The sequence below is a fragment of the Mesorhizobium sp. Cs1299R1N3 genome (assembly GCF_037179625.1).
GTDB classification, from domain to species: Bacteria; Pseudomonadota; Alphaproteobacteria; order Rhizobiales; family Rhizobiaceae; genus Mesorhizobium; species Mesorhizobium salmacidum.
Genome location: NZ_JAPYKQ010000003.1, coordinates 367,995 through 394,741 on the forward strand (window position 1 = coordinate 367,995; position 26,747 = coordinate 394,741).

General features: G+C 62.8%; 23 protein-coding genes. 11 read left to right on the top strand and 12 right to left on the bottom strand.

Translation table 11 applies throughout. The annotated features are described in order from the left end of the window. Positions 1-2 precede the first annotated feature (2 nt). From O7B34_RS10310 to O7B34_RS10320, 3 genes are all read left to right on the top strand, one after another. Positions 3-2,144, top strand: coding sequence for a vWA domain-containing protein (locus O7B34_RS10310; protein ID WP_337145971.1), 2,142 nt, complete (start codon positions 3-5; stop codon positions 2,142-2,144). A gap of 159 nt (positions 2,145-2,303) precedes the next feature. Continuing rightward, a complete protein-coding gene (locus tag O7B34_RS10315) occupies positions 2,304-2,999 on the top strand; it encodes a glutamine amidotransferase-related protein (RefSeq protein WP_337145973.1) in 696 nt (231 codons plus the stop codon). 129 nt (positions 3,000-3,128) lie between these two features. Further along, positions 3,129-3,398: a hypothetical protein gene (locus O7B34_RS10320; protein ID WP_337145975.1), complete on the top strand. Its 270-nt coding sequence runs from the start codon at positions 3,129-3,131 to the stop codon at positions 3,396-3,398. 17 nt (positions 3,399-3,415) lie between these two features. On the opposite strand, the gene bmt is transcribed toward O7B34_RS10320, so the two are convergent. Next, on the bottom strand, positions 3,416-4,438 hold the full coding sequence (gene bmt, locus O7B34_RS10325; protein WP_337146129.1) for a betaine--homocysteine S-methyltransferase: 1,023 nt from the start codon (positions 4,436-4,438) through the stop codon (positions 3,416-3,418). A gap of 129 nt (positions 4,439-4,567) precedes the next feature. Then, positions 4,568-5,425 carry a helix-turn-helix domain-containing protein gene (locus tag O7B34_RS10330; protein WP_337141752.1) on the bottom strand — a complete coding sequence of 286 codons (858 nt, stop codon included), beginning with the start codon at positions 5,423-5,425 and terminating at the stop codon, positions 4,568-4,570. Positions 5,426-5,655: 230 nt separating this feature from the next. On the opposite strand from O7B34_RS10330, the gene O7B34_RS10335 reads away from it, so the two are divergent. Beyond that, positions 5,656-6,666 carry a fatty acid desaturase gene (locus O7B34_RS10335; protein ID WP_337145977.1) on the top strand — a complete coding sequence of 337 codons (1,011 nt, stop codon included), beginning with the start codon at positions 5,656-5,658 and terminating at the stop codon, positions 6,664-6,666. Between the two features lie 94 nt (positions 6,667-6,760). Continuing rightward, positions 6,761-7,588, top strand: coding sequence for a phosphate/phosphite/phosphonate ABC transporter substrate-binding protein (locus tag O7B34_RS10340; protein ID WP_337145979.1), 828 nt, complete (start codon positions 6,761-6,763; stop codon positions 7,586-7,588). On the opposite strand, the gene O7B34_RS10345 is transcribed toward O7B34_RS10340, so the two are convergent. The 4 genes from O7B34_RS10345 to O7B34_RS10360 all read right to left on the bottom strand — a co-directional run bounded on the left by O7B34_RS10345 (position 7,553) and on the right by O7B34_RS10360 (position 13,685). Continuing rightward, a complete protein-coding gene (locus tag O7B34_RS10345; RefSeq protein WP_337145980.1) occupies positions 7,553-8,908 on the bottom strand; it encodes a M24 family metallopeptidase in 1,356 nt (451 codons plus the stop codon). The genes O7B34_RS10340 and O7B34_RS10345 overlap by 36 nt on opposite strands. A gap of 9 nt (positions 8,909-8,917) precedes the next feature. After that, positions 8,918-11,488 carry a GcvT family protein gene (locus tag O7B34_RS10350; RefSeq protein WP_337145985.1) on the bottom strand — a complete coding sequence of 857 codons (2,571 nt, stop codon included), beginning with the start codon at positions 11,486-11,488 and terminating at the stop codon, positions 8,918-8,920. Next, the gene (locus O7B34_RS10355; RefSeq protein ID WP_337145987.1) at positions 11,485-11,970 is read right to left on the bottom strand and encodes an endonuclease domain-containing protein; all 486 of its coding nucleotides are present in this window, start codon (positions 11,968-11,970) and stop codon (positions 11,485-11,487) included. Before O7B34_RS10355 ends, O7B34_RS10350 begins: the two co-directional genes overlap by 4 nt. A gap of 137 nt (positions 11,971-12,107) precedes the next feature. Further along, the gene (locus O7B34_RS10360; RefSeq protein WP_337145989.1) at positions 12,108-13,685 is read right to left on the bottom strand and encodes a trimethylamine methyltransferase family protein; all 1,578 of its coding nucleotides are present in this window, start codon (positions 13,683-13,685) and stop codon (positions 12,108-12,110) included. A gap of 493 nt (positions 13,686-14,178) precedes the next feature. Between O7B34_RS10360 and O7B34_RS10365 the strand changes: the two genes are divergently transcribed. From O7B34_RS10365 to O7B34_RS10380, 4 genes are all read left to right on the top strand, one after another. Next, the gene (locus tag O7B34_RS10365) at positions 14,179-15,339 is read left to right on the top strand and encodes an MFS transporter (RefSeq protein WP_337145991.1); all 1,161 of its coding nucleotides are present in this window, start codon (positions 14,179-14,181) and stop codon (positions 15,337-15,339) included. Positions 15,340-15,439: 100 nt separating this feature from the next. Then, positions 15,440-17,509, top strand: a complete 2,070-nt coding sequence (locus O7B34_RS10370; RefSeq protein WP_337145993.1) for a prolyl oligopeptidase family serine peptidase — start codon at positions 15,440-15,442, stop codon at positions 17,507-17,509. A gap of 245 nt (positions 17,510-17,754) precedes the next feature. After that, a complete protein-coding gene (locus O7B34_RS10375; protein WP_337145994.1) occupies positions 17,755-19,134 on the top strand; it encodes an aspartate aminotransferase family protein in 1,380 nt (459 codons plus the stop codon). Between the two features lie 250 nt (positions 19,135-19,384). Beyond that, positions 19,385-20,029 (top strand): cytochrome c oxidase assembly factor Coa1 family protein, encoded by a 645-nt coding sequence (locus tag O7B34_RS10380; RefSeq protein WP_337106408.1) that lies wholly within the window; start codon positions 19,385-19,387, stop codon positions 20,027-20,029. Positions 20,030-20,311: 282 nt separating this feature from the next. Here the strand turns inward: O7B34_RS10380 and mmsB are convergent, their stop codons facing one another. From mmsB to O7B34_RS10395, 3 genes are all read right to left on the bottom strand, one after another. Further along, entirely contained in the window at positions 20,312-21,196 is an 885-nt protein-coding gene (mmsB, locus tag O7B34_RS10385; protein ID WP_337145995.1) for a 3-hydroxyisobutyrate dehydrogenase, read from the bottom strand. 94 nt (positions 21,197-21,290) lie between these two features. Further along, positions 21,291-21,659: a four helix bundle protein gene (locus O7B34_RS10390; RefSeq protein WP_337129568.1), complete on the bottom strand. Its 369-nt coding sequence runs from the start codon at positions 21,657-21,659 to the stop codon at positions 21,291-21,293. Positions 21,660-21,679: 20 nt separating this feature from the next. Then, complete coding sequence (locus tag O7B34_RS10395; protein WP_337145996.1) at positions 21,680-22,846, bottom strand: isobutyryl-CoA dehydrogenase; 1,167 nt, start codon at positions 22,844-22,846, stop codon at positions 21,680-21,682. Positions 22,847-22,990: 144 nt separating this feature from the next. Between O7B34_RS10395 and O7B34_RS10400 the strand changes: the two genes are divergently transcribed. Both O7B34_RS10400 and O7B34_RS10405 read left to right on the top strand, forming a co-directional pair. After that, positions 22,991-23,605, top strand: a complete 615-nt coding sequence (locus tag O7B34_RS10400; RefSeq protein WP_337145998.1) for a dimethylsulfonioproprionate lyase family protein — start codon at positions 22,991-22,993, stop codon at positions 23,603-23,605. Then, positions 23,605-25,080 (top strand): cobyric acid synthase, encoded by a 1,476-nt coding sequence (locus O7B34_RS10405; protein ID WP_337146000.1) that lies wholly within the window; start codon positions 23,605-23,607, stop codon positions 25,078-25,080. Before O7B34_RS10400 ends, O7B34_RS10405 begins: the two co-directional genes overlap by 1 nt. Positions 25,081-25,088: 8 nt before the next feature. Here the strand turns inward: O7B34_RS10405 and O7B34_RS10410 are convergent, their stop codons facing one another. The 3 genes from O7B34_RS10410 to O7B34_RS10420 all read right to left on the bottom strand — a co-directional run bounded on the left by O7B34_RS10410 (position 25,089) and on the right by O7B34_RS10420 (position 26,739). Further along, a complete protein-coding gene (locus O7B34_RS10410) occupies positions 25,089-25,508 on the bottom strand; it encodes a VOC family protein (protein ID WP_337129560.1) in 420 nt (139 codons plus the stop codon). A gap of 126 nt (positions 25,509-25,634) precedes the next feature. Then, positions 25,635-26,465 (bottom strand): helix-turn-helix domain-containing protein, encoded by an 831-nt coding sequence (locus tag O7B34_RS10415; RefSeq protein ID WP_337146002.1) that lies wholly within the window; start codon positions 26,463-26,465, stop codon positions 25,635-25,637. Positions 26,466-26,568: 103 nt separating this feature from the next. Beyond that, the gene (locus O7B34_RS10420) at positions 26,569-26,739 is read right to left on the bottom strand and encodes a hypothetical protein (protein WP_084636692.1); all 171 of its coding nucleotides are present in this window, start codon (positions 26,737-26,739) and stop codon (positions 26,569-26,571) included. Positions 26,740-26,747: the final 8 nt, after the last annotated feature.

Below are 26,747 nucleotides of genomic sequence, written 5' to 3' on the forward strand. Positions count from 1 at the left end.
CCATGGTCGACGACAACGAACTCAGAAAACTGCGTGACGCAGCGATACCGGCGCCCGGCGAGAGCGCGAAGGCACGTGCCTTCGAGGCCGCCCTGCGCGCCTATGACCAGCAGAATATTTCCGCCGTCACCCAAGGATCGGTCGGCGGCCTTCGTCTCACAGAGCGAGCACGAAAGCTCTGGAGCGAGATCATGCAAAAGAAACTCATTGCCACGCCGGCCATCGCCGGGCTCGTCGCCGTGCCGATCGCCGGATACGCCACCTTCCATATGCTGAGGGAACAGCCGTCGCCGTTCGGCGGCGACGAGAAGATCACCGAGACGCTGGCCGACAAGCCGGCGACGCTGAAGCCATTGGCCAAGCAGGCACCGGGAGATCAGGCCGTCAACGAGCCGACCGTGACCACCGCGCCGGCCAAGGACAAGAAGGTCAGCGCGGATGTGGAAGATCGCGATGCCAGCGACGCCCTTGCGTCGGCCGCACCGCCGAAATCCGAATCGGTCCAGGCCGGCGGGACAGCTCTGCAGACCGCGACGGAGCGTGGCGTGTTGGCCGAGCCAGCACCGCCGGCGCCGACCGGTGAATTCGCTCTGGATGGCACCACTGGTGCGCCCAGCACATCGCGGATGGCCCGCATGCCTGCCGCAGAGTCCAAGCTTATGGCCCCGCAGCAGCCGGCCACGGCGCCGGCTGACCAGATCGCGCCGCAGGAGGAAAACCGCGACCGCGTCCAGGATTTCAAGACCAATCCGTTGCACGCCGCATTGGAAGAGCCGGTCTCGACCTTCTCGATCGATGTCGACACCGCTTCCTATTCGTTCGTGCGCGGCTCGCTGAAGCAGGGATACCTGCCGCAGGCCGATACGGTACGCGTCGAGGAGATGATCAATTACTTCCCCTATGACTGGAAGGGGCCGGACTCGGCATCGACGCCGTTCAATTCGACCGTCAGCGTCATGCCGACGCCATGGAACACGCACACCAAGCTGATGCATGTCGCCATCAAGGGTTTCGACATCAAGCCGACCGAGCAGCCGAAGGCCAATCTGGTCTTCCTGATCGACGTGTCAGGGTCGATGGACGAACCGGACAAGCTGCCGCTGCTCAAGTCGGCGTTCCGGCTGCTGGTCAGCAAGCTCAAGGCCGACGACACCATCTCGATCGTCACCTATGCGGGTGACGCCGGCACCGTGCTGATGCCGACAAAGATTGCCGAGAAGGACAAGATCCTCAATGCCATCGACAATCTGCGGCCCGGTGGCTCGACGGCAGGTGAGGCCGGCATCAAGGAAGCCTACAAGCTTGCCCAGCAGTCCTTCATCAAGGACGGCGTCAACCGGGTGATGCTTGCCACCGACGGCGACTTCAATGTCGGCCAGACCGATGACGACGACCTGAAGCGGCTGATCGAGAGCGAGCGCAAGACCGGCGTGTTCCTGTCGGTGTTCGGCTTCGGCCGCGGCAATCTGAACGATGAAATGATGCAGACCATTGCCCAGAACGGCAACGGCACCGCCGCCTATATCGACACGCTGGCCGAGGCCGAGAAGGTGCTGGTCGAGGATGCTTCCTCGGCGCTGTTCACCATCGCCAAGGACGTGAAGATCCAGGTCGAGTTCAATCCGGACAAGGTCTCCGAATATCGACTGATCGGCTACGAGACCCGGGCGCTCAACCGCGAGGATTTCAACAATGACCGCGTCGATGCCGGCGATATCGGCTCGGGCCATTCGGTCACCGCGATCTATGAGATCACGCCCAAAGGCAGTGGCGGCGAGCAGATCGACCCGCTACGCTATGGCCAGGCCACGGTGAACAATGGCGGCGTTGCCAATGCGGACGAATATGCCTTCGTCAAGATCCGCTACAAGCTGCCGAACGAGGACGTCTCGAAGCTGATCACCACGCCGGTGACCTCGGCCAACGAGGTGGCCTCCTTCGACCAGGCGAGCACCGACCAGCGTTTCTCCGTCGCGGTGGCGGCCTTCGGCCAGAAGCTGCGCGACGAGGATGCGACCGCGAAGTTCGGCTACGACAAGATCATGGAGATTGCCACTGCCGCCCGAGGAGCCGACCCGTTTGGGTACAGGTCCGAGTTCCTTTCGCTTGTGCGCCTTGCCTCGGCGCTGGGCGGCAACCGGTAGTGGCGATGAAGGCCGGTTTCTTTCAGATGATGGGATCGTTCTGATAACCGGCCCACGGGCGGGTGAGGCAGGCCGGCGAGGGATCTTTCCCTTGCCGGCCTTTTTCGTTGCGGTGCGGCCTGCCGCCAATCATTCTCGGTGAAGCGAAAGGGCGGGGCCATGACCAACCGTATTATTCTGGTGCGACACAGCGACGAACCCGCGGACGACCGTGTATTCGCCTATCTCCGGCAAAGCGGCTACGACCCGGTCTTGCGTCGGGCCCACGCTGGTGAGGCGCTTGATGTCGATGGAGCTGTCGCGGGTGGCGTGGTCTACGGCGGAATGTACAACGTCTACGATACGGCGCTGCATCCATTTTTGCTGGACGAGTACCGTTTTATCGACTTCTGCATGACTTCCGATATCCCGCTGCTCGGCATCTGCCAGGGCGCGCAGCAGATTGCCTGGCATCGTGGCGCGCATGTCGGCCCGCCGGCGAGCGATGTGCATGAATTTGGCTATTATCCACTTTATCCGACCGCTGGAGCGGAAGATTTCCTGCCCGAGCCGATCCATGTGGTGCAGTCACACTGGCACGGCTTCGAATTGCCTGATGGCGCCCAGCACCTTGCCTCGAGTGCCCTGTTTCCCAACCAGGCTTTCCGCATCGGCGACAAGGTCTACGGCCTGCAATTCCACGCGGAAGCCACGCCGGTCGGTTTCAGGCGCGTGCAGAACCGTCCTGGTGCGAACTATGACAAGCCGGGCGCACAGACGCGCGAGGAACAGGATCGGCTCATGAGCCTGCACGATGCCGCGCAAGCTGCCTGGTTTGACGGGTTCCTGCGCAAGCTCTTTCCGCCTTTGATCTAGCTGCTCGACAAAGTACTGCCGCAAGTTTGGAGCTGTCTGCCGGATCGTTAAATTGCGCTGCATTTCCGGTACCGGATCGCAATTTCCTCTCGCTACACCGGTCATGTCCAAGGCTTGAGGGAGCCCGAATTGCAGATCATAACCATCGCCAACTCGACTCCGCCGGCACGGGATGCTTCGGCGGTTTCAACAGCCCCGTCAGCCGAATCCAGACGCATCAGCGATGATGTCGCGCAGGCCCGTCACACCGCCATGTCGGCACTGACCAACGACCGCTTCCGCGCCATGCTGGAGCATATTTCTGATCCCGGCGCATCGGGTGCGCTTGCAACAATGCGCGGCGACAATGTCGTCGATTTCAGGTCGGCGCAGTCGAGCTACGCCGACAACAGCGAATAACCGCAAAAGAAATCGCGTCAGGCGCGGGTGCGCCGCCGCTCGCGGCGGGCTTCGCTGGTCTCGGCCGTGTTTGCCGTCGCCACCTTGTTGCGCATCGGGCCGATGCGCTCGACGATTTTTTCGACCGTCGGACGATCCGCTTTGGTGTGGGCGTCGAGTGCCTTGCGCATCGCGGCAAGATGCTGAAACGAGGTGCCGCAGCAGCCGCCGATGATCTTGGCTCCGCCGTCCACGGCGAGGCGGACATAGTCGGCCATCAATTCTGGCGTGCCGGAATAGTGGATCTCGGTGCCACGGAATTCAGGGATTCCGCAATTGCCCTTGACGATGACGGTCGCCTCCGGCTTCGCCTCGGTCATGTCGAGCAGCGAGGCCAGGATGTCGGAGGCACCGACACCGCAATTGGCGCCAACGCCGAGCGGGGCTTGCGACAGGCCATCGGTGACGCCGTGGATATCCTTCGGCAGCAGGCCCATCATGGTGCGGCCTGCGGTGTCGAAGGAGCCGGTATAGGTGTAGGGCAGGCCGACGCGGATGGCGGCTTCGGCGGCGGCGCGGATCTCGTCGGGCGCCGACATGGTCTCGATCCAGGCGACTTCGGCGCCACCTTCCTTGAGGCCCTCGATCTGCTCGGCGAAGGCGTCGACCGCCTCGTCATAGGTCATGGCGCCAAGCGGCACCAGCAATTCCCCGGTAGGGCCGACCGAACCGGCAACGATCACCTTGCGGCCGGCCTTGTCGGCAACGGCCCGCGCAATCTCGGCCGCGCGCTTGTTCAGCGCATGCACGCGATCCTGCGCATGGTGCAGCTTGAGCCGGTGGCGGGTGCCGCCGAAGGAGTTGGTCAGGATGATGTCGGCGCCGGCGTCGACAAAATTCTGGTGCAGGCGGGTGATGGTGTCGGGCGCTGTTTCGTTCAGCAGTTCCGGCGCCTCGCCGGCCTCCAGACCCATGGCGAACAAATTGGTGCCCGTGGCGCCATCGGCCAGCAGCACGCCCTTTTCAGCCAGCAGCGCATCGATCGGATTGGGCGTCGTCATCGGATTGGCTTTCATGTCCTGGAATTCGAATAAGGATATAAAGAAGTCTTTATGTCTAGTCAATCAAATTGCGACGTCGGAATGGCAGGCATAGAGGCGGATCTGACGATCCCGCGGTATCCAGCGCGCTCAGACAGTGCCTGCTGCGAACGACATGCCGGCCAGATTGCGTGCGAAGGCGGCCGCTTCGTGCGGGTTGATGTCGGCGGCGCGGATCAGATTGTCGAAATGCTTGGTCAGCGCCTGGACCGGCTGGGTGGCGTTCAGCACCACATACATGTCTCCGACATAGATGGCGGCGCGATAGGGGCCGAAGATGGTGAGCGGGATGGAATAGCGCATGCGGCCGTCGTAGAGGAACAGGCGGAAGGTCGGATAGAGGTCGTCGAGCAGCGTCGCCATATGGGCAAGTTGCTGCTGGCGGTCGGCCGCCGGGAAGCGGTCCCACACACCGAGGCCGCGGGCGAAGATCTCCAGCGTGTGGCGCGGCATGCAGACTTCCATGTCGGTTTCCGGACGCCGGTTGTATTCGATGCGGTATTGCGTCTCGCTGGCCTGCGCCAGGCGGCTCCTATTGGTGATGTTGGCCTCGTAGTCGACGAGCGCGCGAGTGCGCAGGAGATCGGGAATGCCGGCCGGCACATAACGGATCTTGGTGCCGGCCGCTTCAGCGAACCATTTTGCCAGCAGCGTGCGGTCGAAGCCGTCGGGCGCTTCCTCGATCTCGAGGCTTTCGCGGATTTCGCCGGTCACGCCTTCGTCCTGGCTGAGGCCAAGCAGCCAATCCAGTGACACCTTGAATTCGGCGGCGATGTTGAGCAGCGTTTCAGCGCGCGGCAGGCGCGTCGAGGCGCCCGACATTAGTTGCGACAGCGCCGACCGATCGATGCCGACTGCTGACGCGAAAGCCGACTGGTTGAGGTCGGACCTTGTCAGGAGGAGCTTCAGACGCTCCCGGAAGATCGTCGACAGATCGCGCTTGTCCATGCCTTTGCTTCCGTCTTCTGGAGGAAAAATTTGCGCTCGAGCCAAGTGAATAGGCGCTTGAGGCGTAAACGAATCCCTAAGTCTGTTCACAATGTGCAACATATGCGGTCAAAAATGCGCAATCGCAACATTTTGTGCACTTTGTCGCGTTGAGTGGAATCACTTCTCCTGACACAATGCTGTCAGGAACCAGTTGGGGTTCCGGCGACTGAGGGACAGTGGTCGATAGCATGACTGGCAAGAGCATTCGGCGAAGCAGCAAACCGGCCATCGAATGGCCGACCGTGGTTCTCGCTTTCTTCTGCTACGGTGTCTGGTTCGTTGCCGGTCTCTTCCTCTGGCCATCCTATCCCATCCTGGCCCTTATCGTTATGGCCGTTACGCTGGCTCTGCAGTCCTCGATCATGCATGAAGTGCTGCACGGTCACCCGACCCGCAACGCCCTCGTCAACGAAGCCTTCGTCTTCCTGCCGATCGGCCTTGCCTGGCCGTTCCGTCGCTTCAAGACCATTCACCTGCGCCACCATGCCGATGAGCGGCTGACCGACCCGCTGGACGATCCCGAGAGCTACTATAAGGCTCTGTGGCATCACGAAGAATTGCCGCCGCTGATGAAATTCGTACTGAAGATCAACAACACCATGGCCGGTCGCCTCGTGCTTGGGCCATGGCTGTCCTGCATCGGCTTCTTCATCGATGACGCCAAGCAGGCGATCGCCGGAGACAAGGCGATCCGCAAGGCCTGGCTGCTGCATGCGATCGGCCTTGTCGTGGTGCTGCCGGTCGTACAGTTCGGGTTCGGCATGCCGGTCTGGCTCTATGTGCTGGTGCCGGTCTGGCTCGGCCAGTCGCTGATCTCGATCCGCACCTATGCCGAGCATCAGTGGTCGGAGCATCCGGAAGGCCGCACGGTGATTGTCGAGCGCTCGCCGCTGTCGTTGCTGTTCCTCAACAACAATCTGCACTTTGTCCATCACAAGAGCCCGACCATCGCCTGGTACCGGCTGCCGAAGCTGTTTCGTGATCGGCGCGAGGATTGGCTGCGGATGAACAATGGCTATGCCTACCCGAACTATTTCGCGCTGGTCAAAGCCTATGCCTTCAAGGCCAAGGAGCCGATCGTGCACCCGGTTCTGCGGCGCGCGCCCGAGCCGGGCAGGGCGTTCAAGCCACGCGTCAGGGCGCGCAACATCAATGGGCTTGGCACGGTGCCGGTCCCGGCCGAACCGCCCAAGGAATAGCATCCGCGGATGGCGTGGATACCGTGTCGGCCAATTCTGATCGGGCGCCGCGTTTTTGCGATCCTTTCTCCGGACTTCGTGGTTTGATATCGGCATGAGCGAATTGATTGCGGCTTTGCCAATGTACGACTGGCCCGAAGTGCGTGGGGAAGTCGATGCGCAGTGGACGTCGTTGCGCGATGCCTTCCGGCGGAAGGGTATCGATGCGCCGCAAAGCATTGTGCGCCGCAATGGCGACCTCCCGGTCGTGCCGGGTGGTATCCATGAGGCTCAGGGGGGCCTGATTGCTCCGGATCCTGCGACGCTGCCGCCGGACGAATTCGATTCCCATAAGCTCTGGCTGCATCCGGCACTGTTGTTCGCGCAGGCCTGCTGGGGGCCGATGGAACTCGGCCTGTCCCGGCATGTGCAGGTGGTTGGCCAGCCAAGCTATGACGCCTATGCGGGCGGACAGGGCGAACTCTATTCGAGCGCGCTGGTTATGCGGGCAGGCGAGGGACCGGAGGTTCGGTCGCCCGCCGACGGCAAGGCCTTGCTGCCGCTCGATCTCATCCGAGGCAGGCGCTTTACCTTCAACAGCCTCGATTCCATGTCGGGCATCATCGCGCTGACGCGCGACCTGGAAGCCGCTGGCGAAAACCTGGACATATTTTCATCGAGCGGCGAAAGCGGCGGCCATCGCGACTCGATCGTGGCGGTCGCCGAAGGCAGAGCGGATATCGCGGCGATCGACTGCGAAAGCTGGGCGCTGGCGCAGCGTTTCGAGCCGGCGGCGGGCAAGGTCGTGATCGTCGGCTGGACGGCACGACGCAAAGGCCTGCCTTACATCACCGCCAGGACGACGCCGGAAAAGACCGTGCGCTCGATGCGCGAAGCGCTTGCCGGACTAGCCGAGCAGCCTCGCATCCAACGGGTAGGTTGAAAGCTTCTCGTTGCCGGTCTCGGTGATCAGGATCTGCTCCTCGATCTTGACGCCTTCGCGGCCGCCCAGCCGGCCGATATAGCTTTCCACGCACAGCACCATGCCTGGTTCAAGCACACCGTCCGGCGTGTCTGACGTCCAGTCACTGGCATGCGGCAAGGTTGGATATTCGTCGGCCAGTCCAACGCCATGGTAGAGCACGCCGTAGCGAGTCGGGAAGCAGTCTCCCGGCGGGATGGCTGAGCGTTCGACAAGGTCGCGGAACGAGACGCCGGGCTGCATCAACGCGATGTTGTGTTCGATCTGATCGGCGGCGATGCGGAACAGGTCGCGCTGTTCGTTGGTCGGCTTTGTATCGCCGCACAGCCAGGTGCGCGAGAGATCGGCGCAGAAGCCGTAGGGGCCGATCAGGTCGGTGTCGAAGGCGACGAGGTCGCCCGTCTCGATGTTCCGCGACGAGCATTCCTGGAACCACGGATTGGTGCGCGGTCCCGACGTCAGCAGCCGCGTTTCGATCCATTCGCCGCCGCGCGCGATGTTGCCGCGATGGAGTTCGGCCCACAATTCGTTTTCGGAGATACCGGGCTTGAGCGCATGTTCCATCTCGCCCATGGCCGCCTCGCAAGCGACGATGGCGCGGCGCATGGCGAGGATTTCGTCCGGCGATTTTAACAAGCGGGCGTTCTCCAACACCGCTTCGCCATTGCCGATTGAAACACCAAGGCGCGCCAGTTCCTCGACGCCTTCCGGGTTGATGTGGTCGACGGCGATGCGGCTGTTGCCGCCACCGTGCTCCCTGACCAGATCGGCGACACCGGCCGCCCAACGGCGGACTTTTTGCTCGGTCAGTTCGCCGCTGTAGAGATACATCCAAGACACCGCCGGCCGCACTTCGTCGACCATGCCGGAATGGTCTGACAGGTGCTCGCAGGAAAAGTAGTCGAACAGCACCACCGGCCCGTCGGTGGCGACGAAGCAATGCCGCGTCGGGTTGTGCGCGACCCAGAGCTGCATATTGGTAGAATCGGTCGCGTAGCGAATGTTGACGGGGTCATAGAGCAGGGCGCCGGCATAGCCGCGGCGCCTCAGCTCGGCGCGGATACGCTCGAGCCGGTATTTTCGCATCGCCGACAGGTCGGGCGCGGCGATACCTGCCGCCGCCCATTCCGCTTCAGCTTGTGAACCATAACCCAGCACATGCTGGTTGAGCGATGCCGCCTTCTCGCGGGAGGCTTCGCGCAACGCTTCGATCGAGCCTGATACAAACGGCATGATCTTGCGGTGGCGGCCGAAGCTTCCCTTTGGCGCCCCGCTATCCATGACGAAACCTCAGGTTCGCATCTTCTCGCCGCTGGGGTCGAAAGGCGCTTCGACATTGATGCGGGCCGGGCGGCGGGACCCAAGAATCTCGATCTCGAACAGTCCGGCACTTTCATCCTCGGCGAGGGCTGCCGGCACATAGCCTTGTGCCATCGACTTCTGCACGTAATGCGCATAGCCGCCCGACGTCACCCAGCCGACCACGCGCCAGTCGCCATCGACGATGCCGCGCACGGCGGACGCGCCTTCGGCGGCCTTTGAACCGCGTATTTCCTGGCCTGATGTGTCGAAGCGCGGCGCACCGTAGCCATGTGGCTTTTCCACCGTGCCATAATCCTTGCTGACCTTGGCCCAGATCGGCTCGTCGCCCATTACGTCGGCGTCCGCTGCATCGACGATGAAGGAGACGCGGCGCAGTTTTGGCCCTTCCGCCTGTTCCTTGGCGGCCGCTTCACGGCCGATGAAGTCGTTCTTCTCGAGCTTGATGAAGCGGTCCATCGAGCCTTCGAACGGCCCGTAGATCGGCCGCAGCTCGCGGAACCAGGTAGGGAAGTTCTTTTCGAGACGCATCGACAGCAAGGCGCGCATCCCGAAATCGATGATGCCGAATTCTTCGCCGGCATCCTTGATCGCCTTATAGACGAGGCGCTCATAGGTCGGCGCCATCCATATCTCATAGCCGAGGTCGCCGGTGTAGGTGATGCGGTTGACTAGGCAGGGCGCGCCGCCGACCGCCATCTCACGGAAATCCATGAAGCGGAAAGCCTTGGTCGAAATGTCGACATCGACCAGTTTCTGCAAGAGGTCGCGGGATTTCGGACCGGCGATGGAGAGGCCGACCAGTGTCTGGTCGAAACGGTGGATGCGCACCGATCCGTCTTTGGGCAGGTGCTTTTCGAACCAGCGCATGTGGTACTTCTGCGCCGCCGACGAACCCCAGATCATGAAGCGGTCCTCGCCGGCCTTGGCGATGGTGAAGTCGCCGATCAGCTTGCCGAACTCGTTGATCATCGGCGTCAGCACGATGCGGCCGGTCTTCGGCATGCGGTTGGTCATCAGCCGGTTGAGGAACTCTTCCGCACCCGGTCCCGACACTTCGTATTTGGCGAAGTTGGCGATCTCGGTGACGCCGACGCGCTCGCGCGTGGCGCGCACTTCCTCGCCGATCGGCCCGAAATCGTTGGAGCGGTGGAAGGAGACGACGTCTTTCGGCTCCTTGCCCTTAGGCGCGAACCAGAGCGGGGTTTCGAGGCCCCACGAATCACCCATGACGGCGTTGTTGGCGAGCATGGTGTCGTAGAGCGGCGTCGTCTGCGCCGGGCGGGCGGCCGGCAGTTCTTCGTTGGGGAAGCGGATCGAGAAGCGGCGCGAATAGTTTTCGCGCACCTTGGCGTTGGTATAGCGCAGGCCGGCCCATTCGCCGAAGCGGGCGACATCCATGCCCCAGACGTCGAAGCCCGGGTCGCCGTGGACCATCCAGTTGGACAGAGCGAGACCAACGCCGCCGCCCTGGCTGAAACCGGCCATCACGGCGCAGGCACACCAGAAATTGGTCAGTCCCTGAACCGGGCCGACCAGCGGGTTGCCGTCGAGCGCGAAGGTGAAGGGGCCGTTGATGATCTGCTTGATGCCGGCCTTCTCGATGCCGGGGAAATGCTTGAAGCCGATTTCCAGCGACGGTGCGATGCGGTCGAGGTCGGGCGGCAGCAGTTCATGGCCGAAATCCCACGGCGTGTTGACCGGCGACCACGGCTTGCAGGCCTTTTCATAGGTACCGAGCAGGATGCCGTTGCGCTCCTGGCGGGTGTAGATCTCGCCCTTGAAGTCGAGCACGCCGATCATTTCGCGGCCGGTCGACTTGTTGAACTCCTCAACCTCCGGCATCGGTTCGGTAAGCAGATACATGTGCTCCATGGCCAGCACCGGCAGCTCGACGCCGACCATGCGGCCGATCTCGCGCGCCCACAGGCCGCCGCAGTTGACGACATGCTCGGCGTGAACCGTGCCCTGTTCGGTGACGACATTCCAGGTGCCGTCCGGCTGCTGCGTCAGGTCGACCACGCGGTTGCGCAGCACGATTTCGGCGCCGAGTTTTTTCGCCGCCTTGGAATAGGCAATGGTGGTGCCGGAGGGGTCGAGATGGCCTTCAACCGGATCCCACATGGCGCCGACGAAATTGGTCTCGTCCATCAGCGGGAACATCGCCTTGGCTTCGGACGGCGTGATCAGTTCGGTGTCCATGCCGAGGTAGCGGCCCTTGGCGTGGGCAAGGCGCAGGAAGTCCATGCGCTCGGGCGTATCGGCCAACATCACGCCGCCCGTCAGGTGCAGCGAGCAGGATTGGCCCGAGATCTCCTCGATCTCCTTGTAGAGTTGCACCGTGTAGGCCTGCAGCTTGGCGACGTTCGGGTCGCCGTTCAGCGTATGGAAGCCGCCGGCCGCGTGCCAGGATGAGCCCGAGGTGAGCTCCGAGCGCTCGATCAGCATGATGTCGGTCCAGCCGGCCTTGGCCAGATGATAGAGCACCGAGCAGCCGACGACGCCGCCGCCAATGACAACCGCTTTTACATGGGATTTCATGAAGATAGGTCCGTTTTTGAAGAGATTGAATCGAATGGATGGGGCGTGAAAACAAAGTTGAGGTCGGATGCAGCAATGTTTTCGGAGAGCCTGCCATCAAGCGCGGCAAGGATGGTCTCACAGACGGAAGTACGATGTTTCAAGACATCGTGGCTCCAGACACGCAGGATCGAATAGCCCTGCGCGCGCATAAAATCGTCGCGGCGGCGGTCATGGGGACTGTCGGCGTGCTGGGATCCATCGACCTCGATGACGAGCCGATTTTCGCGGCAGGCGAAGTCGGCGTAGAAGGGGCCGATGGAGAGCTGACGGGTAAAGCGATGACCGCCAAGCTTGCGCGCTTTCAGTTCAAGCCAAAGCAATGCCTCTGCTTGGTTGCCCGCTTGGCGGAGCTTTCGCGCTCGCTGCGTTGTGCCAGCTTTGCGGCGGCTGCGCGTTCGGGGGGCGCCTTCCCCCACTCCGTCGCTGCTTCGCAGCGCCACCTCTCCCCCCTCCGGAGGGAGAGGAAGGGCGCCAGACGGCCTAAGCTCGCGCCTTTCCTCTCCCCCGTCGATCGGGGGAGAGGTGGCGAGCGAAGTTCGACGGAGTGGGGGTCGACTATTCATCAAATCAATACAGATCAAAAGTCGGTCGGCGCGCCGCCTTCGGCCGTGCGCTTCTGGACGAAGGCGTTGAGCTCCTCGCGGATGGCGGGATCCATGTAGGGCTCGTCATAGGAGGCCAGCCGCTCCTTCCAGACCTTGTTGGCCTTTTCCAGCGCCGTCGGCGAGCCGGCTTCCGCCCAGGTCTCGAAATTGCGCCAGTCCGAGAGGATCGGCGAATAGAACGCGGTCTTGTAGCGGTCCTGCGTGTGCTGGGTGCCGAAGAAATGGCCGCCGGGGCCGACCGACTGGATGGCATCGAAGCCAAGTGCCTCTTCGGAGAGGTCTAGCGGGGTCAGGAATTCGGCCACCATCTGCAAGAGGTCGATATCCAGAATGGTCTTCTCGTAGGAGCAGCGCAGGCCGCCCTCGAGCCAGCCGGCGGCATGCATCATCAGATTGCCGCCACCCTGGATGGCGCCCCACAGCGAGAACACGCTTTCATAGGCGGCCTGCGCGTCGACCGTGTTGGCGGCGCAGGTGTTGGAGGTGCGGTAGGGTATGTTGTAGCGGCGGGCAAGCTGGCCACCGACCAGCTGCGCCTTCATGTATTCGGGCGTGCCGAAGGCCGGCGAACCGGACTTCATGTCGACATTGGAGGTGAAGCCGCCATAACCGACCGGCGCGCCCTTCCTGACCATCTGGGCGAAGGCAATGCCGGACAGTGCTTCGGCATTCTGCTGCACCAGCGCGCCGGCGATGGTGACGGGCGCCATCGCACCCGACAGGGTGAAGGGCGTGACGATGACGACCTGGCCCTTGCTCGACATCTGGATGATGCCTTCCATCATCGGCACGTCGAGCTTGAGCGGCGAATTGGTGTTGATGATGGTGAAGACAGATGGCTCTTCGAGCAACTGTTCATGGCTGATGCCGCGCGCGATGCGGGTGATCTCGATGCCGTCGACATTGCGCTCCTTGCCGAGCGAATAGATGTGGAACACCTTGTCGGTCAGCGTGGCGAGGTCGCGGATGCATTCGAGGTGGCGCACCGACGGGTGGATGTCGGTCGGCTCGACCGGATAGCCGCCCGTGCAATTCAGGATGTTGTGCATCTGGGCCAGCCGCAGGAAATTGCGATAGTCCTGCTGGTTGCCCGGCCGGCGGCCACGATCGATGTCGGAGCAATTGGGCGCCGACGCCATCATCGAGATGATCAGATTGTCGCCGCCAAAGCGCACATTGTGGGCAGGGTTGCGGGCATGGATGGTGAATTCGGACGGGCAGTTCGACACCAGCTCCAGGATCATGTCGCTGTCGAAGCGCACGCGCTCCGAGCCCTCGCGCACATCGGCGCCATGCGCCTTCATGATGCTGCGGGCTTCGTCGTGCAGAACGTCGACACCGATTTCGCGCAACACCCGCAAGGAAGCGAGGTGGATCGATTCCAGCTCGTCCTCGGAAACCAGCTTGGTCGGCGTCAGCGGATTTTTCAGCTGGCGGAAAGCCGGCTGCTCGAACGCGGCCGAGCCACCGGCGCGCTTTCCGGCGCGACCGCCACGGCGGGCACGGTCGGGTGCCAAAGCCGGCTCTGAGGGTTGTAGGGCGGCGGTCATGATGGTCCTCGTAGGATGCGATAACGGGCGGCATAATGGACCGGCGCCCGCCCGACCATTGCGGAGGCGGCGACCACTAGGGCGAGGGAAGCGACATGCCGGAACGGCAGTTGCGTGGACGCGACATCCGCCTTGATCATCCACCCGTTGGCGCAAGCGGATCTTGCTCGCCGGCCCTTTCTTTCCGCCGATCGAACCCGTAGCTAGTGGGGCCTGTCGGCAGGGAGGTCAGCCGGCACCTCACATGGAATGAAAGCATGGTCGCAACCGGCTCGAGCGAAGGCGAAGCGGGAACAGCGATCGGACCACTGGGATTGCCGGCACCGTGATCGTCGCCCTCGACGCTTTGCTGGTCGCCTTCGCGCTCTATAGATCAGCCAGCCGCAGAGGCTCCTGGCAGGGTCTGGCTGGAGCCGGGCGTCGGTTCGGGCCGCGGGGCTTACCGACGTCTGACCAAACCGCTAAGTCTGCAACCACGACAGCATTATGGATCATGGACTTGGTGGACACGAGAAGCGACGAGACGATGCAATGGGCGGCGATCACCGGTGTGATCGCAACCGTGTCCGTGTTCGCCATCGCGCAGGGCCTGTCCTATCCGCTGTTGAGCTTCATCCTGCAGCGCCAGGGTGTCTCGCCGGCGATGATCGGCCTGTCGGCGGCAATGACGCCTGTCGGCTTCATCCTGTCATCGCCACTGATACCTGGCCTGGCAAGGCGGTTCGGGGCAGGGCGCACGGCGCTCACCTGTGCCGCACTCTCGGCTGTCGTGCTGGCGCTGATCGGCTGGACGCAGAACGTCTATCTCTGGTTTCCGCTGCGCTTCCTGATCGGCGTAGTGACCAACCCACTCTATGTGCTCAGTGAGATCTGGGTGATCGCGCTCGCACCGCCGGCCCGGCGCGGCCGCATCATGGGTCTCTATTCGACGATCATTTCCGCTGGCTTCGCGACCGGCCCGCTTTGCCTGCTTGCCGTCGGCACGGAAGGCTGGCCGCCGTTCCTTGTCGGCATTGGCGCCTTCGTGCTCTGCGGCTTCTGCCTGGCATCGGTTCTGCCGCGGCTGCCCAGGGTGGACGAGGCAGGGCATCAGGTTTCGGTGATGGGTTTCATGCCTCTCGCCTGGCTGCTTCTGTCGGCGGTGGTCGTGGCCGCCGGCTTCGAGCAGGCGGTGCTGGCGCTGCTGCCTGTCTATGGCACGTATCATGGCATCGCGGAGGCTCGCATGTCCGCGCTGCTGTCGGTCATGATTGCCGGCAACATTGCCATGCAGGTGCCGCTTGGCCTGCTGGCCGAGCGGCTGACGGCCCGCCTGGTGCGCTTCCTCTGCGTCTCGCTGACGCTGTTCGGTTGTGCGCTGCTGCCGGTGCTGATCGATACCCCGCTGGTCTGGCCCTGCGTCTTCGTGTGGGGCGCGGTGTCCTACGGCATCTACACGATGTCGATCATCGAGCTTGGCGAGCGCTTTACCGGCTCGGCGCTGGTTGCCGGCAATGCGGCATTCTCCCTGATGTGGGGCATCGGCGGCATTCTGGTCCCGCCGCTTACCGGCGGCGTGATGGATGTGTTTGGCGCGGTCGGCCTGCCGGTCACGCTTGGTGCGATCTGCGCCACGTTGGCCTTGGCCACGATCATCCGCCGGCGGGTGCTGTGAAGCAACGTGACGCGGACCGCAAACGACCATATCGCATCTTGAATGTCAGCGCCGCCAACGCGATGTAGGCAAGGCCGCCCAGAATCCCCCGGAGACCTGCATGACCTTTTCGACGACCAAAGCCCAGCCCTCTCAGAAGGCCGGCGATCCCTTCCTCTGGCTGGAAGACAGGACCAGCAAACAGTCGCTCGACTGGGTGCATAGCCAGAACGAGGTCACGGTGGCGGAATTGCAGGGCGATCCATCCTATCAGGCGTCGTTCCAGACGGCGCTCGACCTGATGACGGCCGAGGACAATATCGCGGTTGGCGCGGCAATCGCTGGCCATGTCTACAATTTCTGGCAGGACAAGAACAATGCGCTCGGCCTGTGGCGGCGCACGACGGTCGCTTCCTACAAGACCGACAAGCCCGACTGGGAGACGATCATCGACTTCGATCAACTGGCGGCGAAGGAGGGGATAAAGTGGGTGTTTGGCGGCGCTGTCAGGCTTTACCCAGATTTCAATCGCTGCCTGGTCTCGATGTCGCCCGATGGCGGTGACGCCAGCGCGATGCGCGAGTTCGACATTGCGGCCAAGTCCTTCGTCGAAGGCGGTTTTCAGGCGCCGGCCTCGAAATCGGGCTTCGGCTGGCTGGACGAGGATACGGTGATTGTCTCGGCCGCATTCGAAGAGGCCGACAAGACCGAGTCCGGATATCCGCGCGTGGTCAAGCTCTGGAAACGCGGCACCAGGCTGGAAGAGGCGACGCCGATCTTCGAGGGAAAGACCGAGGATCTAGCCGTGGGCGCCGGTGTCGAGTTCGACGGCGAGAAGCGTCACCTGTTTCTGGCGCGGACACTCAACTTCTTCGCGTCGCACAGTTTCCTGCGCCTCCCTTCGGGCGAGAACCGCCGGATCCCGCTGCCCGACGACGTCACCGACACCGCGCTCTTTAGGGATCAACTGGTGTTTGGAGTGCGGACGCCATGGACGGCGCCGGACGGCACCGCATGCCAGCCGGACGGGCTTTATTCGATCGATTTCGCGTATTGGATCGAAACCGGCAGTTTTGGCCCGATCGAGACGTTGCTGGCGCCGGCATATCGCGTCTCGATCGCCGGTATCAGCCGCACGCAGGACCGACTGTTCATCAACCTGATGGACAATGTGCGTGGCAAGGTTCTCGTTTGCGAGCGTCGGGACGACGCCTGGTCGCTGAAACCTGTCGCGCTGCCCGAAAACGGCACTGTCGGCATCAGCCATGCCGAGCATTTCGGCTCCACCGTCTCCTTCTCCTTCACCGATTTCTTGACGCCGAGTTCGATCATCTGGTCCGATGACGATGGCGAGACGCTCGCCACCGTGAAGTCGCAGCCGGCGCGCTTCGATGCCTCGCCGCTTGTCTCGGAACAGTTCGAGGCGCGCTCGAAGGATGGCACGATGATCCCTTACTTCGTCGTCAGGCGGCGCGACCAGAATGGGCCGGTGCCGACGCTGCTCTACGGTTATGGCGGTTTCGAAGTGCCGCTGTTGCCCGGCTATGCCGGCGTGCGCGGCAGGCTTTGGCTTGAGAAAGGCAATGCCTATGTGCAGGCCTGTATTCGCGGCGGTGGCGAGTTCGGCCCGGCCTGGCACCAGGCAGCGCTGAAAGGCAAGCGCCAGACCGGCTTCGACGATTTTGCCGCGGTGGCTGAGGATGTCGTCAGGCGTGGCATCGCAACGCCTGCCTCGCTTGGCATTCAGGGCGGCTCCAATGGCGGCTTGCTGACGGGCGCTTCCCTGACGCAGCATCCCGAGCTTTTCGGCGCAGTCATCATCGATGTGCCGCTGCTCGACATGCTGCGCTACACCGAACTGCCGCCGGGCGCTTCGTGGATGGCCGAATATGGCGATCCGTCAAAGCCTGAAGACGCCAAATGGCTTTCCGCCTATTCACCCTACCAGCATGTCAAGGCGGATGCCGCCTATCCGCCGGTGCTGCTGACCACCTCGACCGCGGACGACCGGGTGCATCCGGGCCATGCGCGCAAGATGGCGGCCCGCCTGCAGGAAGCCGGACACGGCAAGACGCTGTTCTTCGAGGAGACCGAAGGCGGTCATGGCGGGCGCGGCGACCGACGGCCGCAGGCAGCGCAGACGGCGATGAAATATGTGTTCCTGCAGCGGGCGCTGAGCGGCGAAGCCTGACATCATGCCATGGCGCCACTTGAGCAAAGGGTGGTTCACCTCGACCGCCCTTTGCTCTAAGGTGCCTTCATGGCTCTCGCTAGATTATCAGCTCGCGCATTCCGGGTCGCGGTGACGCCATCGTCACGCACGCTGCGCGCCGAGCTTTTGCGGCTGTGCGCCCGCATCGGCTATTCGCCACCTGGCGTCCTCTGACGAATTCGCCCCGGCATCGCCGGAATGATTTCAGAGGAAAGATCAAATCAATGACCTATCAGAATTATTCGCTGAAGCAGCTTCAGCAGATCGATGCCGCGCATCACTTGCATCCTTTCACCGACCATAAGGAGCTGCGTGAGGCCGGCGCGCGCGTCATCACCCACGCCAAGGGCCCGTTCATCTACGATTCCGAAGGGACGGAACTGCTGGACGGCATGGCCGGCCTGTGGTGCGTCAATATCGGCTACGGTCGCGACGAACTGGCCGAGGCCGCCTATGCCCAGATGAAGGAATTGCCTTACTACAATTCCTTCTTCAAATGTTCGACGCCGACGCCGGTGCTGTTGTCGAAAAAGCTGGCCGAGATCGCGCCACGCAACGTCAACCAGGTGTTTTATGGCTCGTCCGGTTCGGAGGCCAACGACACCGCGTTGCGCCTTGTGCGCCACTATTGGGTGCTGGAAGGCAAGCCGGAGAAGAACCGCGTCATCTCGCGCAAGATGGCCTATCACGGTTCGACCATCGCCGGCACTTCGCTCGGCGGCATGGATGCCATGCACAAGCAGCTCAACGGCGCGGTGCCCAATATCGTCCATGTGATGATGCCCTATGCTTATGAGCTGGCTCTGCCTGGCGAAAGCGATCACGATTTCGGCCTGCGCGCGGCAAAGTCCGTCGAGGATGCCATCCTCGAGGCTGGCGCCGACAAGGTCGCGGCTTTCATCGGCGAGCCGGTGATGGGCGCGGGCGGCGTCAAGATCCCGCCGGCGAGCTACTGGCCCGAAGTGCAGCGCATCTGCCGCAAATACGATGTGCTTTTGATGCTGGACGAGGTCATCACCGGCTATGGCCGCACAGGTGAGTGGTTCGCGGCCCAGACCTTCGGCATCGAACCGGATACCATCACCACGGCCAAGGCGCTGACATCGGGCTATCAGCCGCTCTCGGCGCTGCTGGTTGGCGATCGCATTGCCTCGACGCTGGTCGAGAAGGGCGGCGAGTTCAACCACGGCTACACCTATTCGGGGCACCCAGTGGCCTGCGCCGTGGCGCTGAAGAACCTCGAGATTATCGAACAGGAAGGCCTGGTCGATCGCGTCAGGAACGACACCGGACCCTATTTCGCCAGGGCTTTGCAGGAGCGTATCGCCGGGCATGATCTGGTCGGCGAGGTGCGTTCGATCGGCCTGATGGGTGCCATCGAGATCGTCAAGGACAAAGCGACGAAGGAACGCTTCCTGCCGTCGGGAAGTGCTGCGGTGACGGTGCGCGATCATGCGATCGCCAATGGCATGATGCTGCGCGCCACCGGCGACACGATGATCCTGTCGCCGCCGCTGATCTGGACCCGCGACACCATCGACATGGCCTGCGAGCGCATCGGCAAGGCGCTCGACCTGGCGCAGGCCGACCTGCGCAGGCGATAGGAGCAAACCTCGATTGGGCGTTTCTACGAAGAGACGCCCAATCCCCCGGAAATATGCGTCGTGGCCGGGAACGAATTTCGCCGCGGCCGAACGGTCGATCAGCGCCGCGCTGAAACCGGCCAGCCGCGCCGTGAAGGCAAATTTTCGCCGGCTTTCGACAAAGGGTTGAAGCGGACGCCGCGGAACTTCTTTGCGCATCGTCGAAGTCATGCGCTAGAACCAATCGGCATACGCACCGATGGGGGACAACATGGCCGGACAACCGCTCAACCAGCCGGCTGAAATTCCAGCCGAACTCGATCGCTGGAACTGGGGCGCCTTCTTCCTCAACTGGATTTGGGGCATCGGCAACAGCACCTTCATCGCGCTGCTGGCGCTGATCCCCGTCGTCAACCTCATCATGATCTTCGTGCTCGGCGCGCGCGGCAGCCGCTGGGCCTGGCGGAACCGTGCCTGGCGCGACGCCGAGCAGTTCCGCAAGACGCAGCGCAATTGGGCGATTGCCGGCCTTGCCGTCTGGGTGGTCAGCATCGGCGGCTGTGCGACCATGGTCGGCAGCATCCCCTTCGTGCTCAAAGGCAGCGACGCCTTCCGGATGACCATGGACGCCGTCCGCGCCGACACCCGGGTGAAGGCCGCCATTGGCGACGATGTGACCGACAATTTCTGGGTCGGAGGCCACCTCAACGTTAATGCGAATGGGGCGGGCGATGCCCAGTTCAGCATTCCCGTCCACGGCGCCACGGGCAAGGGCACCGTGTTTTCCCATCTGGTTCGCAATGCGGGCACTTGGACCACGCGCCTGCTCGTGGTCCGCGTGGACGGCGTCGATGCACCGATCGTGCTGACCAATGAAGATCACGTGCCGATCCCGGGCGCGGCGATCGGAATATAGACGGATCGTCGATGATAAAGGGGGCGGAAACGCAAAAACCGCGCCCCATCGGGAACGCGGCTTTGCCAGATACGCATGGCGTTTCGCTACGAAGACACTTGCGAAACTTACGGGCTCCGGTACGCGAGACCTGATCCGGAGCGCCGGGCGGATGCGATATATCCGCCTCGCAATCCGTTTTATAGGGACATCGTTACCGCGGAGTTATCGAGAGCTTAAGCAAATCTAAATTTGCCGCTCTTTCTCTGGGAATATCCGAAAAAACTCTATTGAATCCGCCGCTTACGCTGAATTGCCGCGCAGAAAATTAATTATGCCGGAGAAATCCGCGCCGCCATGTCCCTGGGCGTTGAACAAGGCATAGAGCTGCGCCGCTTCGGCGCCGAGCGGCGTCACCGCGCCGGCGCCAAGCGCTGCTTCCTGGGACAATTTCAAGTCCTTCAGCATGAGAGCCGCAGCAAATCCCGGCTTGTAATCCTTGTTGGCGGGCGAAGTGGGAACCGGGCCGGGCACCGGGCAATAGGTGGTCAGCGACCAGCACTGGCCTGACGACGTCGAGGCGACGTCGAACAGCGCCTGATGCGACAGGCCGAGTTTCTCCGCCAGCACGAAGGCCTCGGCGACGCCGATCATCGAAATGCCGAGGATCATGTTGTTGCAGATCTTGGCGGCCTGGCCGGCGCCATCGCTGCCGCAATGGACGATGCGCCCGGCCATCGCGTTCAAGACCGGCTCGGCGGCGGCGAAGGCACTATCGGATCCCCCGGCCATGAAGGTCAATGTGCCGGCTGTGGCGCCGCCAGTGCCGCCCGAAACCGGCGCGTCGATCGACAGCAGGCCATGCTTCGCGGCAATCGCATGCGCCTTGCGTGCCGATTCTACGTCGATGGTCGAGGAATCGATGAACAAGGCATTTTTCTTCGCCTTGGGAGCGATGTCCTCATAGACCGACAAAACATGCTTGCCGGCGGGCAGCATGGTGATCACCACGTCGGCATCCTTCACCGCCGCGAGTGCATTGGCCATGACGACGACACCATGCTCGCGCGCGATGGTGAGGTTTTCCGGCATCAGATCGAAGCCATGCACCGTATGGCCCGCCTTGACCAGGTTTGCGGCCATTGGATTGCCCATATTGCCGAGGCCGATGAAGGCGATGGTGGTCATAGTGGCGCTCCGTGATTGGATAAGCGGCATTAGGCAGTAGGCGGTAGGCAGTAGGCAGTAGGCAGTAGGCAGTAGGCAGTAGGCAGTAGGCAAACTATTGCGGCGCAAGTTTGCTGATGAGTTGGCGAAGCATTTTTCCGATGCCCTCGGTTGCTAACAGCATGCGGTCAGCTTGATCATGCGTGGCAAGACCGATGCGCTCAGCGATCTGGAGGTGGGTCTCCAACTCCTTCAGCGAGCCTTGGGCGATCCTGAGAAATTGCTGATATGAGCCTCGATTGTCCCGGCCATAGCCTTCTGCAATGTTCGCAGGAATAGAGGTTGCAGAGCGGCGGATTTGGCTGGTCAGGCCATACAATTCCTCTTTAGGCCACGCTTTAGTCAAGGCGTATGTCGCGACGGCCAGATCCATCGCCTGCTGCCATACGATAAGATCCTTGTACGAATTGATCGTGCCGGTCATCTGCCTACTGCCTACTGCCTTTACCGTCCGATCAACGCGCGCGCGATGATCACGCGCATTATCTCGTTGGTGCCTTCCAGAATCTGGTGCACGCGCAGATCGCGCACCAGCTTCTCGATGCCGTAGTCGTGCAGATAGCCGTAGCCGCCGAGCAATTGCAGCGCATCGTTGGCGACGTCGAAGCCGGTGTCGGTGACGAAGCGCTTGGCCATCGCCGACCATTTGCCGGCGTCCGGCGCCTTGCGGTCGAGCTTCGAGGCCGCGGCATAGAGAAAGATGCGCGCGGCCTGCAACTCTGTCTCCATGTCGGCAAGCCTGAACTGCAGCGCCTGGAACTGGTTGATCTTCGAGCCGAAGGCTTTGCGGTCGGCCGTGTAGGCCAGTGCCTTGTCGAGCGCCGACTGCGCGCCGCCCAGCGAACAGGCGGCGATGTTCAGCCGGCCGCCGTCGAGCCCGGCCATGGCGATGCCGAAACCGGCGCCTTCGCCCGACAGGAGGTTCTCCGCCGGCACCTTGCAGTCCTCGAAGATGACCTGGCGGGTCGACTGCATATGCCAGCCCATCTTGTGCTCGTTGGCGCCGAAGGAGAGGCCGGGCGCATCCTTGGGCACGACGATGGTGGAGATGCCTTTCGGGCCGTCGGCGCCGGTGCGCACCATGACGGCGTATACATCGCTGTCGCCGGCGCCGGAGATGAACTGCTTGGCGCCGTTGAGAACATAGTCGCCGCCGCTCTTCACCGCGCGGGTCTTCAATGCAGCTGCATCGGAGCCGGAACCCGGCTCGGTCAGGCAATAGCTCGCCAGCCATTCCATGGAGGTGAGCTTCGGCAGGAAACGCCGGCGCTGTTCTTCATTGCCGAAACGGTCGATCATCGAGGCCACCATGTTGTGGATCGAGATGAAGGACGAAAAGGCCGGATCGGCATGTGACAGCGCCTCGAAGATCAGCACCGCGTCGAGTCGGCCGAGCGCGGAACCGCCGACGTCGTCCCTGACATAAATGCCGCCGAGGCCGAGCGGTCCGGTTTCCCGGATCACGTCGGCGGGGAAGTGTTTCCTGCGGTCCCAGTCGAGTGCATTCGGCGCAACGCGATCGGCGGCGAAGGCCTGCGCCATCTCCTGGATGGCGCGCTGTTCCTCGTTGAGTTCGAACTGGCTGGTGCTCGCATCGACCGCGGCGTCCATGGCGTGCTCCCTATATGTTGGCCAGCTAGCCCGCTGGCCTGTCGTTTTTGGCTTTGCGCGCGTACCAATCTAGACCAATGATGCCGCCGCGCAACCCGACCCGCCGCGGAGCGGCTGTGCACCAATGCATGTCCGGAGCAAGATGTGACGACAAAATTCGACGAACTGCTGGAACAGTTCCACGCCTACCTTGCTTCCGTCGACGACGCCCTGGTGCGCGAGGCCGTGGCGCGCATAGGCTGGGACATGCCGGCCCGCGATCTGGAGCCGTATGCGCTCGGTTGCCTGCGCCATCTCGATCGCGCGGCTGATCTGGCGCCGATGGCCGCGAAACCGCTGGTGCAATTGCTGGCACGGCAGCGCAACGAACTCCATTGGGGGCAGACTTACAGCGAAGCGGATCTCGGGAAAGGTTTCATCGACAATTACGGCTGGCTGGAAATGTTCGGCACGCGCGGCCATTTCGCCAATGACGAGGTTGCGGCCGGGCTGCTGATCCTTGGGCCCGGGATCGTCTATCCCGACCATCATCACGTCGCCGAGGAGATCTACATTCCGCTGACCGGCGGCACCGAATGGCGCATGGGCGAGGGCGGTTTTCGCACGCGTGAAGCCGGCGAGGTCGTCCATCACGCCTCCGATGTCAACCACGCCATGCGGACTGGCAAGGAACCGCTGCTGGCGCTTTATATCTGGCGCGGCGGGCCGCTGGCGCAGAAATCCACGATCACCGGAACCGCAACGCAGGGCCAGAGCTGATGGCCAAAGCGATCATGCTGCAAGGCACGGGCTCGGATGTCGGCAAGACGGTGCTGGTCGCCGGGCTGTGCCGCGCCGCCAGGAATCGCGGCCTGAAGGTGCGGCCGTTCAAGCCGCAGAACATGTCGAACAACGCTGCCGTTGCCGATATTCCTGGTGACAACAACCATGGCGGCGGCGAGATCGGCCGTGCGCAATGGCTGCAGGCGATCGCTTGTGGGATTGCGCCGTCGGTCCATATGAACCCGGTGCTGCTCAAGCCGCAGACCGATGTCGGCGCCCAGGTCATCGTCCAGGGCAAGGTGTTAGGCGAAGCGCGGGCGCGCGACTATCAGGCGCTGAAGGGCCGGCTGATGGATGCGGTGCTGGACTCCTGGGGCAAGGTCGGCGTGGGCGCCGACCTCGTCATCGTCGAGGGCGCCGGCTCGCCGGCCGAAATCAACCTCAGAAGCCGCGACATCGCCAATATGGGTTTTGCCACGCGCGCCGACGTGCCGGTGGTGCTGGTCGGAGACATCGACCGCGGTGGCGTCATCGCCTCGGTCGCCGGCACGCACCTGATCCTGCCGGAAGAAGACCGGCGCATGATCGTCGGTTACCTCATCAACAAGTTCCGGGGCGATGTTTCGCTGTTCGATGATGGCCTGAAGGCGATCGAGAAATTCACGGGGTGGCGCTGTTTTGGCGTCGTGCCGTGGCTGAAGGCGGCGGCGCGGCTGCCCTCGGAGGATTCCGTGGTGCTGGAGCGGCTGGCGTCCGGTGAGGCGCGCGCGTTGAAAGTGGCGGTGCCGGTGCTTGGCCGCATCGCCAATTTCGACGATCTCGACCCGCTCAAAGCCGAACCGCAGGTCGAGGTGGTGTTCGTGCCGCCGGGAAAGAAGCTGCCGGCCGATGCCGGGCTGGTGGTCATTCCCGGCTCCAAGTCGACTATCGGCGATCTCCTGAAGTTTCGCGAGAACGGCTGGGACCGGGATTTGGCGGCGCACCGCAAGCGCGGCGGCCATGTCGTCGGCATTTGCGGCGGCTTCCAGATGCTCGGCCGAACGGTGCGCGACCCCGACGCCATCGAAGGCAGCGTCACCGAGGCTGAAGGTCTTGGCCTGCTCGATATCGAAACGGTGATGGAGCCGGAAAAGACGGTGCGCAATGTCAGTGCCCGCTCTGTACCGTTCGACTTGCCGCTCGAGGGCTACGAGATCCATCTCGGCCGCACCACCGGCCCGGACACCGTGCGGCCGTCAGCGATCATCAACGGCATCGAGGATGGTGCGATCTCCGCCGATGGCAAGGTGATCGGCACTTACATGCATGGCCTGTTCGGCGCCGATGCCTTTCGGGGAAAATTCCTCGAAAGCCTCGGCATCAAGGGCGGCGGCATAGACTACCGCGCCGAGGTCGAGCGGGCGCTGGACGAGGTTGCGGCCGAGCTGGAGAACCATCTCGACTGCGATGCGATTTTCGCGCTGGCACGTTGAAGGTCAAATCAGGCCTTTTCATCTGCTTTCGGCCAGTAGGTGCCGAACGACCAGACATTGCCCTCGGGATCGCGGCAGATGAATTCGCGGCTGCCGTAATCGCGGTTCGTCAGTTCCTGGATGATCGTCGCGCCGGCCTTCCTGGCCTTGGCGTAGGCGGCGTCGGCATCGTCGACGGCGATATAGATCGACTTGCCGCCGCCTGAACCGGGTTCGCCGACCATCTTGCCGTAGTCGTCGTCGCGCACCGTGCCCAGCATGATCATCGAAGAGCCGAAGACCAGTTCGGCATGATGCACGACATCGCCTTCGCCATAGCGGGCACGGACGCTGAAGCCGAAGGCTTCGCCCAGCCAGTCGATCATCCTTGCCGCATTCTTGTAGCGCAAAGCAGGATAGAGCCGGGGTGCTTCAGTGATGGCGGGCATGGGAACCTCCTTCGTGGGTTGATCGATAAATCCCTGTTCGTGCATGTCGTTGTCCCAAACTGCTGCGCAAATTTGGGCGACATGCATCACTCTGTTCGAAGGCCGTTCCAGCGTCTTGAAGAAATGTTACCTGACCGAAAGTGCCGTTGGCGTCTCGCCTGCAAACTCGCGAAATTCGCGCACAAGATGCGCCTGGTCGGCATAGCCGCAATCGGCGGCGATATCGGCCCAGTCGGCGGTCGGCTGCCTCGACAGGCCGAGCGCCCGGTTGAAGCGGACGATTCGCGACAGCGTCTTGGGGCCAATGCCGGTCGCGTCGGAGAATTTGTCGGCGAGGTGTTTGCGGCTCCAACCCAACCGTTCGGCAAGCGATGCAATCCGGGTCCGGCCGCCGGACGCGATGATACGGTCATAGGCCCAGGCGATTTCCAGCGGCGTCTCAGCGGCGCTCTCAAGACGAGCGGCGACGAAGGCCTCGGCAAGATCGAAACGCGCCGTCCAGTCAGGCGCGTTGCCGAGCTGTTCGCGCAGCGCCATGCCTTCCGCGCCGAGCACGTCATCGAGCACGACCATGCTGTCGGTCAAGTCGCTCATCGGCAGGCGGAAGAAGCGGCGTGCGCCAAGAGGGGTGAAATTGACCTGGATGCAGCAGGCGCCGCCGAAGGATTCGATCATTACCGGACCGGCGAAAAGGCCGGCGGCGAAACTGGCGAAGCGGTCATTGTCATCAGGCGTCCTGCCGAGGCCGATGGCGAAGGGCTCGGCGAAGCTGATCACCAACGGCACCGTCAGCGACGCGTATTCGACATTGGGGAAATGGCCCGCCGCCGTCTCGCGATAGCCGCAGATGTCGATGACAACGTCCTCGAGCGCGGGATCGGGAAAACGCCGGCGCATTTCGAATAGCCCCGATATGGAGCGATCCTGTTCTTTCCGGCGCTGCATCTCGATCGGCATTGGCCACCCTTCCGCCAAGCGAATCTAGCAGAGCCCGCATCAAAATCAAAAACGCCCGGCTTTTGGCCGGCGCTCTCGGTCCCCACCTGTCCAGGGAAACTTGTCAGGCGCCGCGCATCAGGCAGCCGGCGGCGAGCACGATGTAGGCGACGAGCACGATCCACACCGATGCGAGCGGAATGAACGCAAAAACGCCAAGCGCGGCAAGAATGCCGATGATGGCGATGACCAGGGAAATGATGAAAACAATCTGGGTAGGCGCGCTGAGATTCATGTCTGGCT

Excerpts from the sequence above, each read along its gene's own strand:
- O7B34_RS10310 (WP_337145971.1), top strand. The coding sequence starts at position 3 with ATGGTCGACGACAACGAACTCAGAAAACTGCGTGACGCAGCGATACCG.
- O7B34_RS10315 (WP_337145973.1), top strand. The coding sequence starts at position 2,304 with ATGACCAACCGTATTATTCTGGTGCGACACAGCGACGAACCCGCGGAC.
- bmt (WP_337146129.1), bottom strand. The coding sequence starts at position 4,438 with ATGACGACGCCCAATCCGATCGATGCGCTGCTGGCTGAAAAGGGCGTG.
- O7B34_RS10330 (WP_337141752.1), bottom strand. The coding sequence starts at position 5,425 with ATGGACAAGCGCGATCTGTCGACGATCTTCCGGGAGCGTCTGAAGCTC.
- O7B34_RS10335 (WP_337145977.1), top strand. The coding sequence starts at position 5,656 with ATGACTGGCAAGAGCATTCGGCGAAGCAGCAAACCGGCCATCGAATGG.
- O7B34_RS10340 (WP_337145979.1), top strand. The coding sequence starts at position 6,761 with ATGAGCGAATTGATTGCGGCTTTGCCAATGTACGACTGGCCCGAAGTG.
- O7B34_RS10345 (WP_337145980.1), bottom strand. The coding sequence starts at position 8,908 with ATGGATAGCGGGGCGCCAAAGGGAAGCTTCGGCCGCCACCGCAAGATC.
- O7B34_RS10350 (WP_337145985.1), bottom strand. The coding sequence starts at position 11,488 with ATGAAATCCCATGTAAAAGCGGTTGTCATTGGCGGCGGCGTCGTCGGC.
- O7B34_RS10360 (WP_337145989.1), bottom strand. The coding sequence starts at position 13,685 with ATGACCGCCGCCCTACAACCCTCAGAGCCGGCTTTGGCACCCGACCGT.
- O7B34_RS10365 (WP_337145991.1), top strand. The coding sequence starts at position 14,179 with ATGGACTTGGTGGACACGAGAAGCGACGAGACGATGCAATGGGCGGCG.
- O7B34_RS10370 (WP_337145993.1), top strand. The coding sequence starts at position 15,440 with ATGACCTTTTCGACGACCAAAGCCCAGCCCTCTCAGAAGGCCGGCGAT.
- O7B34_RS10375 (WP_337145994.1), top strand. The coding sequence starts at position 17,755 with ATGACCTATCAGAATTATTCGCTGAAGCAGCTTCAGCAGATCGATGCC.
- O7B34_RS10380 (WP_337106408.1), top strand. The coding sequence starts at position 19,385 with ATGGCCGGACAACCGCTCAACCAGCCGGCTGAAATTCCAGCCGAACTC.
- mmsB (WP_337145995.1), bottom strand. The coding sequence starts at position 21,196 with ATGACCACCATCGCCTTCATCGGCCTCGGCAATATGGGCAATCCAATG.
- O7B34_RS10390 (WP_337129568.1), bottom strand. The coding sequence starts at position 21,659 with ATGACCGGCACGATCAATTCGTACAAGGATCTTATCGTATGGCAGCAG.
- O7B34_RS10395 (WP_337145996.1), bottom strand. The coding sequence starts at position 22,846 with ATGGACGCCGCGGTCGATGCGAGCACCAGCCAGTTCGAACTCAACGAG.
- O7B34_RS10405 (WP_337146000.1), top strand. The coding sequence starts at position 23,605 with ATGGCCAAAGCGATCATGCTGCAAGGCACGGGCTCGGATGTCGGCAAG.
- O7B34_RS10410 (WP_337129560.1), bottom strand. The coding sequence starts at position 25,508 with ATGCCCGCCATCACTGAAGCACCCCGGCTCTATCCTGCTTTGCGCTAC.
- O7B34_RS10415 (WP_337146002.1), bottom strand. The coding sequence starts at position 26,465 with ATGCCGATCGAGATGCAGCGCCGGAAAGAACAGGATCGCTCCATATCG.
- O7B34_RS10420 (WP_084636692.1), bottom strand. The coding sequence starts at position 26,739 with ATGAATCTCAGCGCGCCTACCCAGATTGTTTTCATCATTTCCCTGGTC.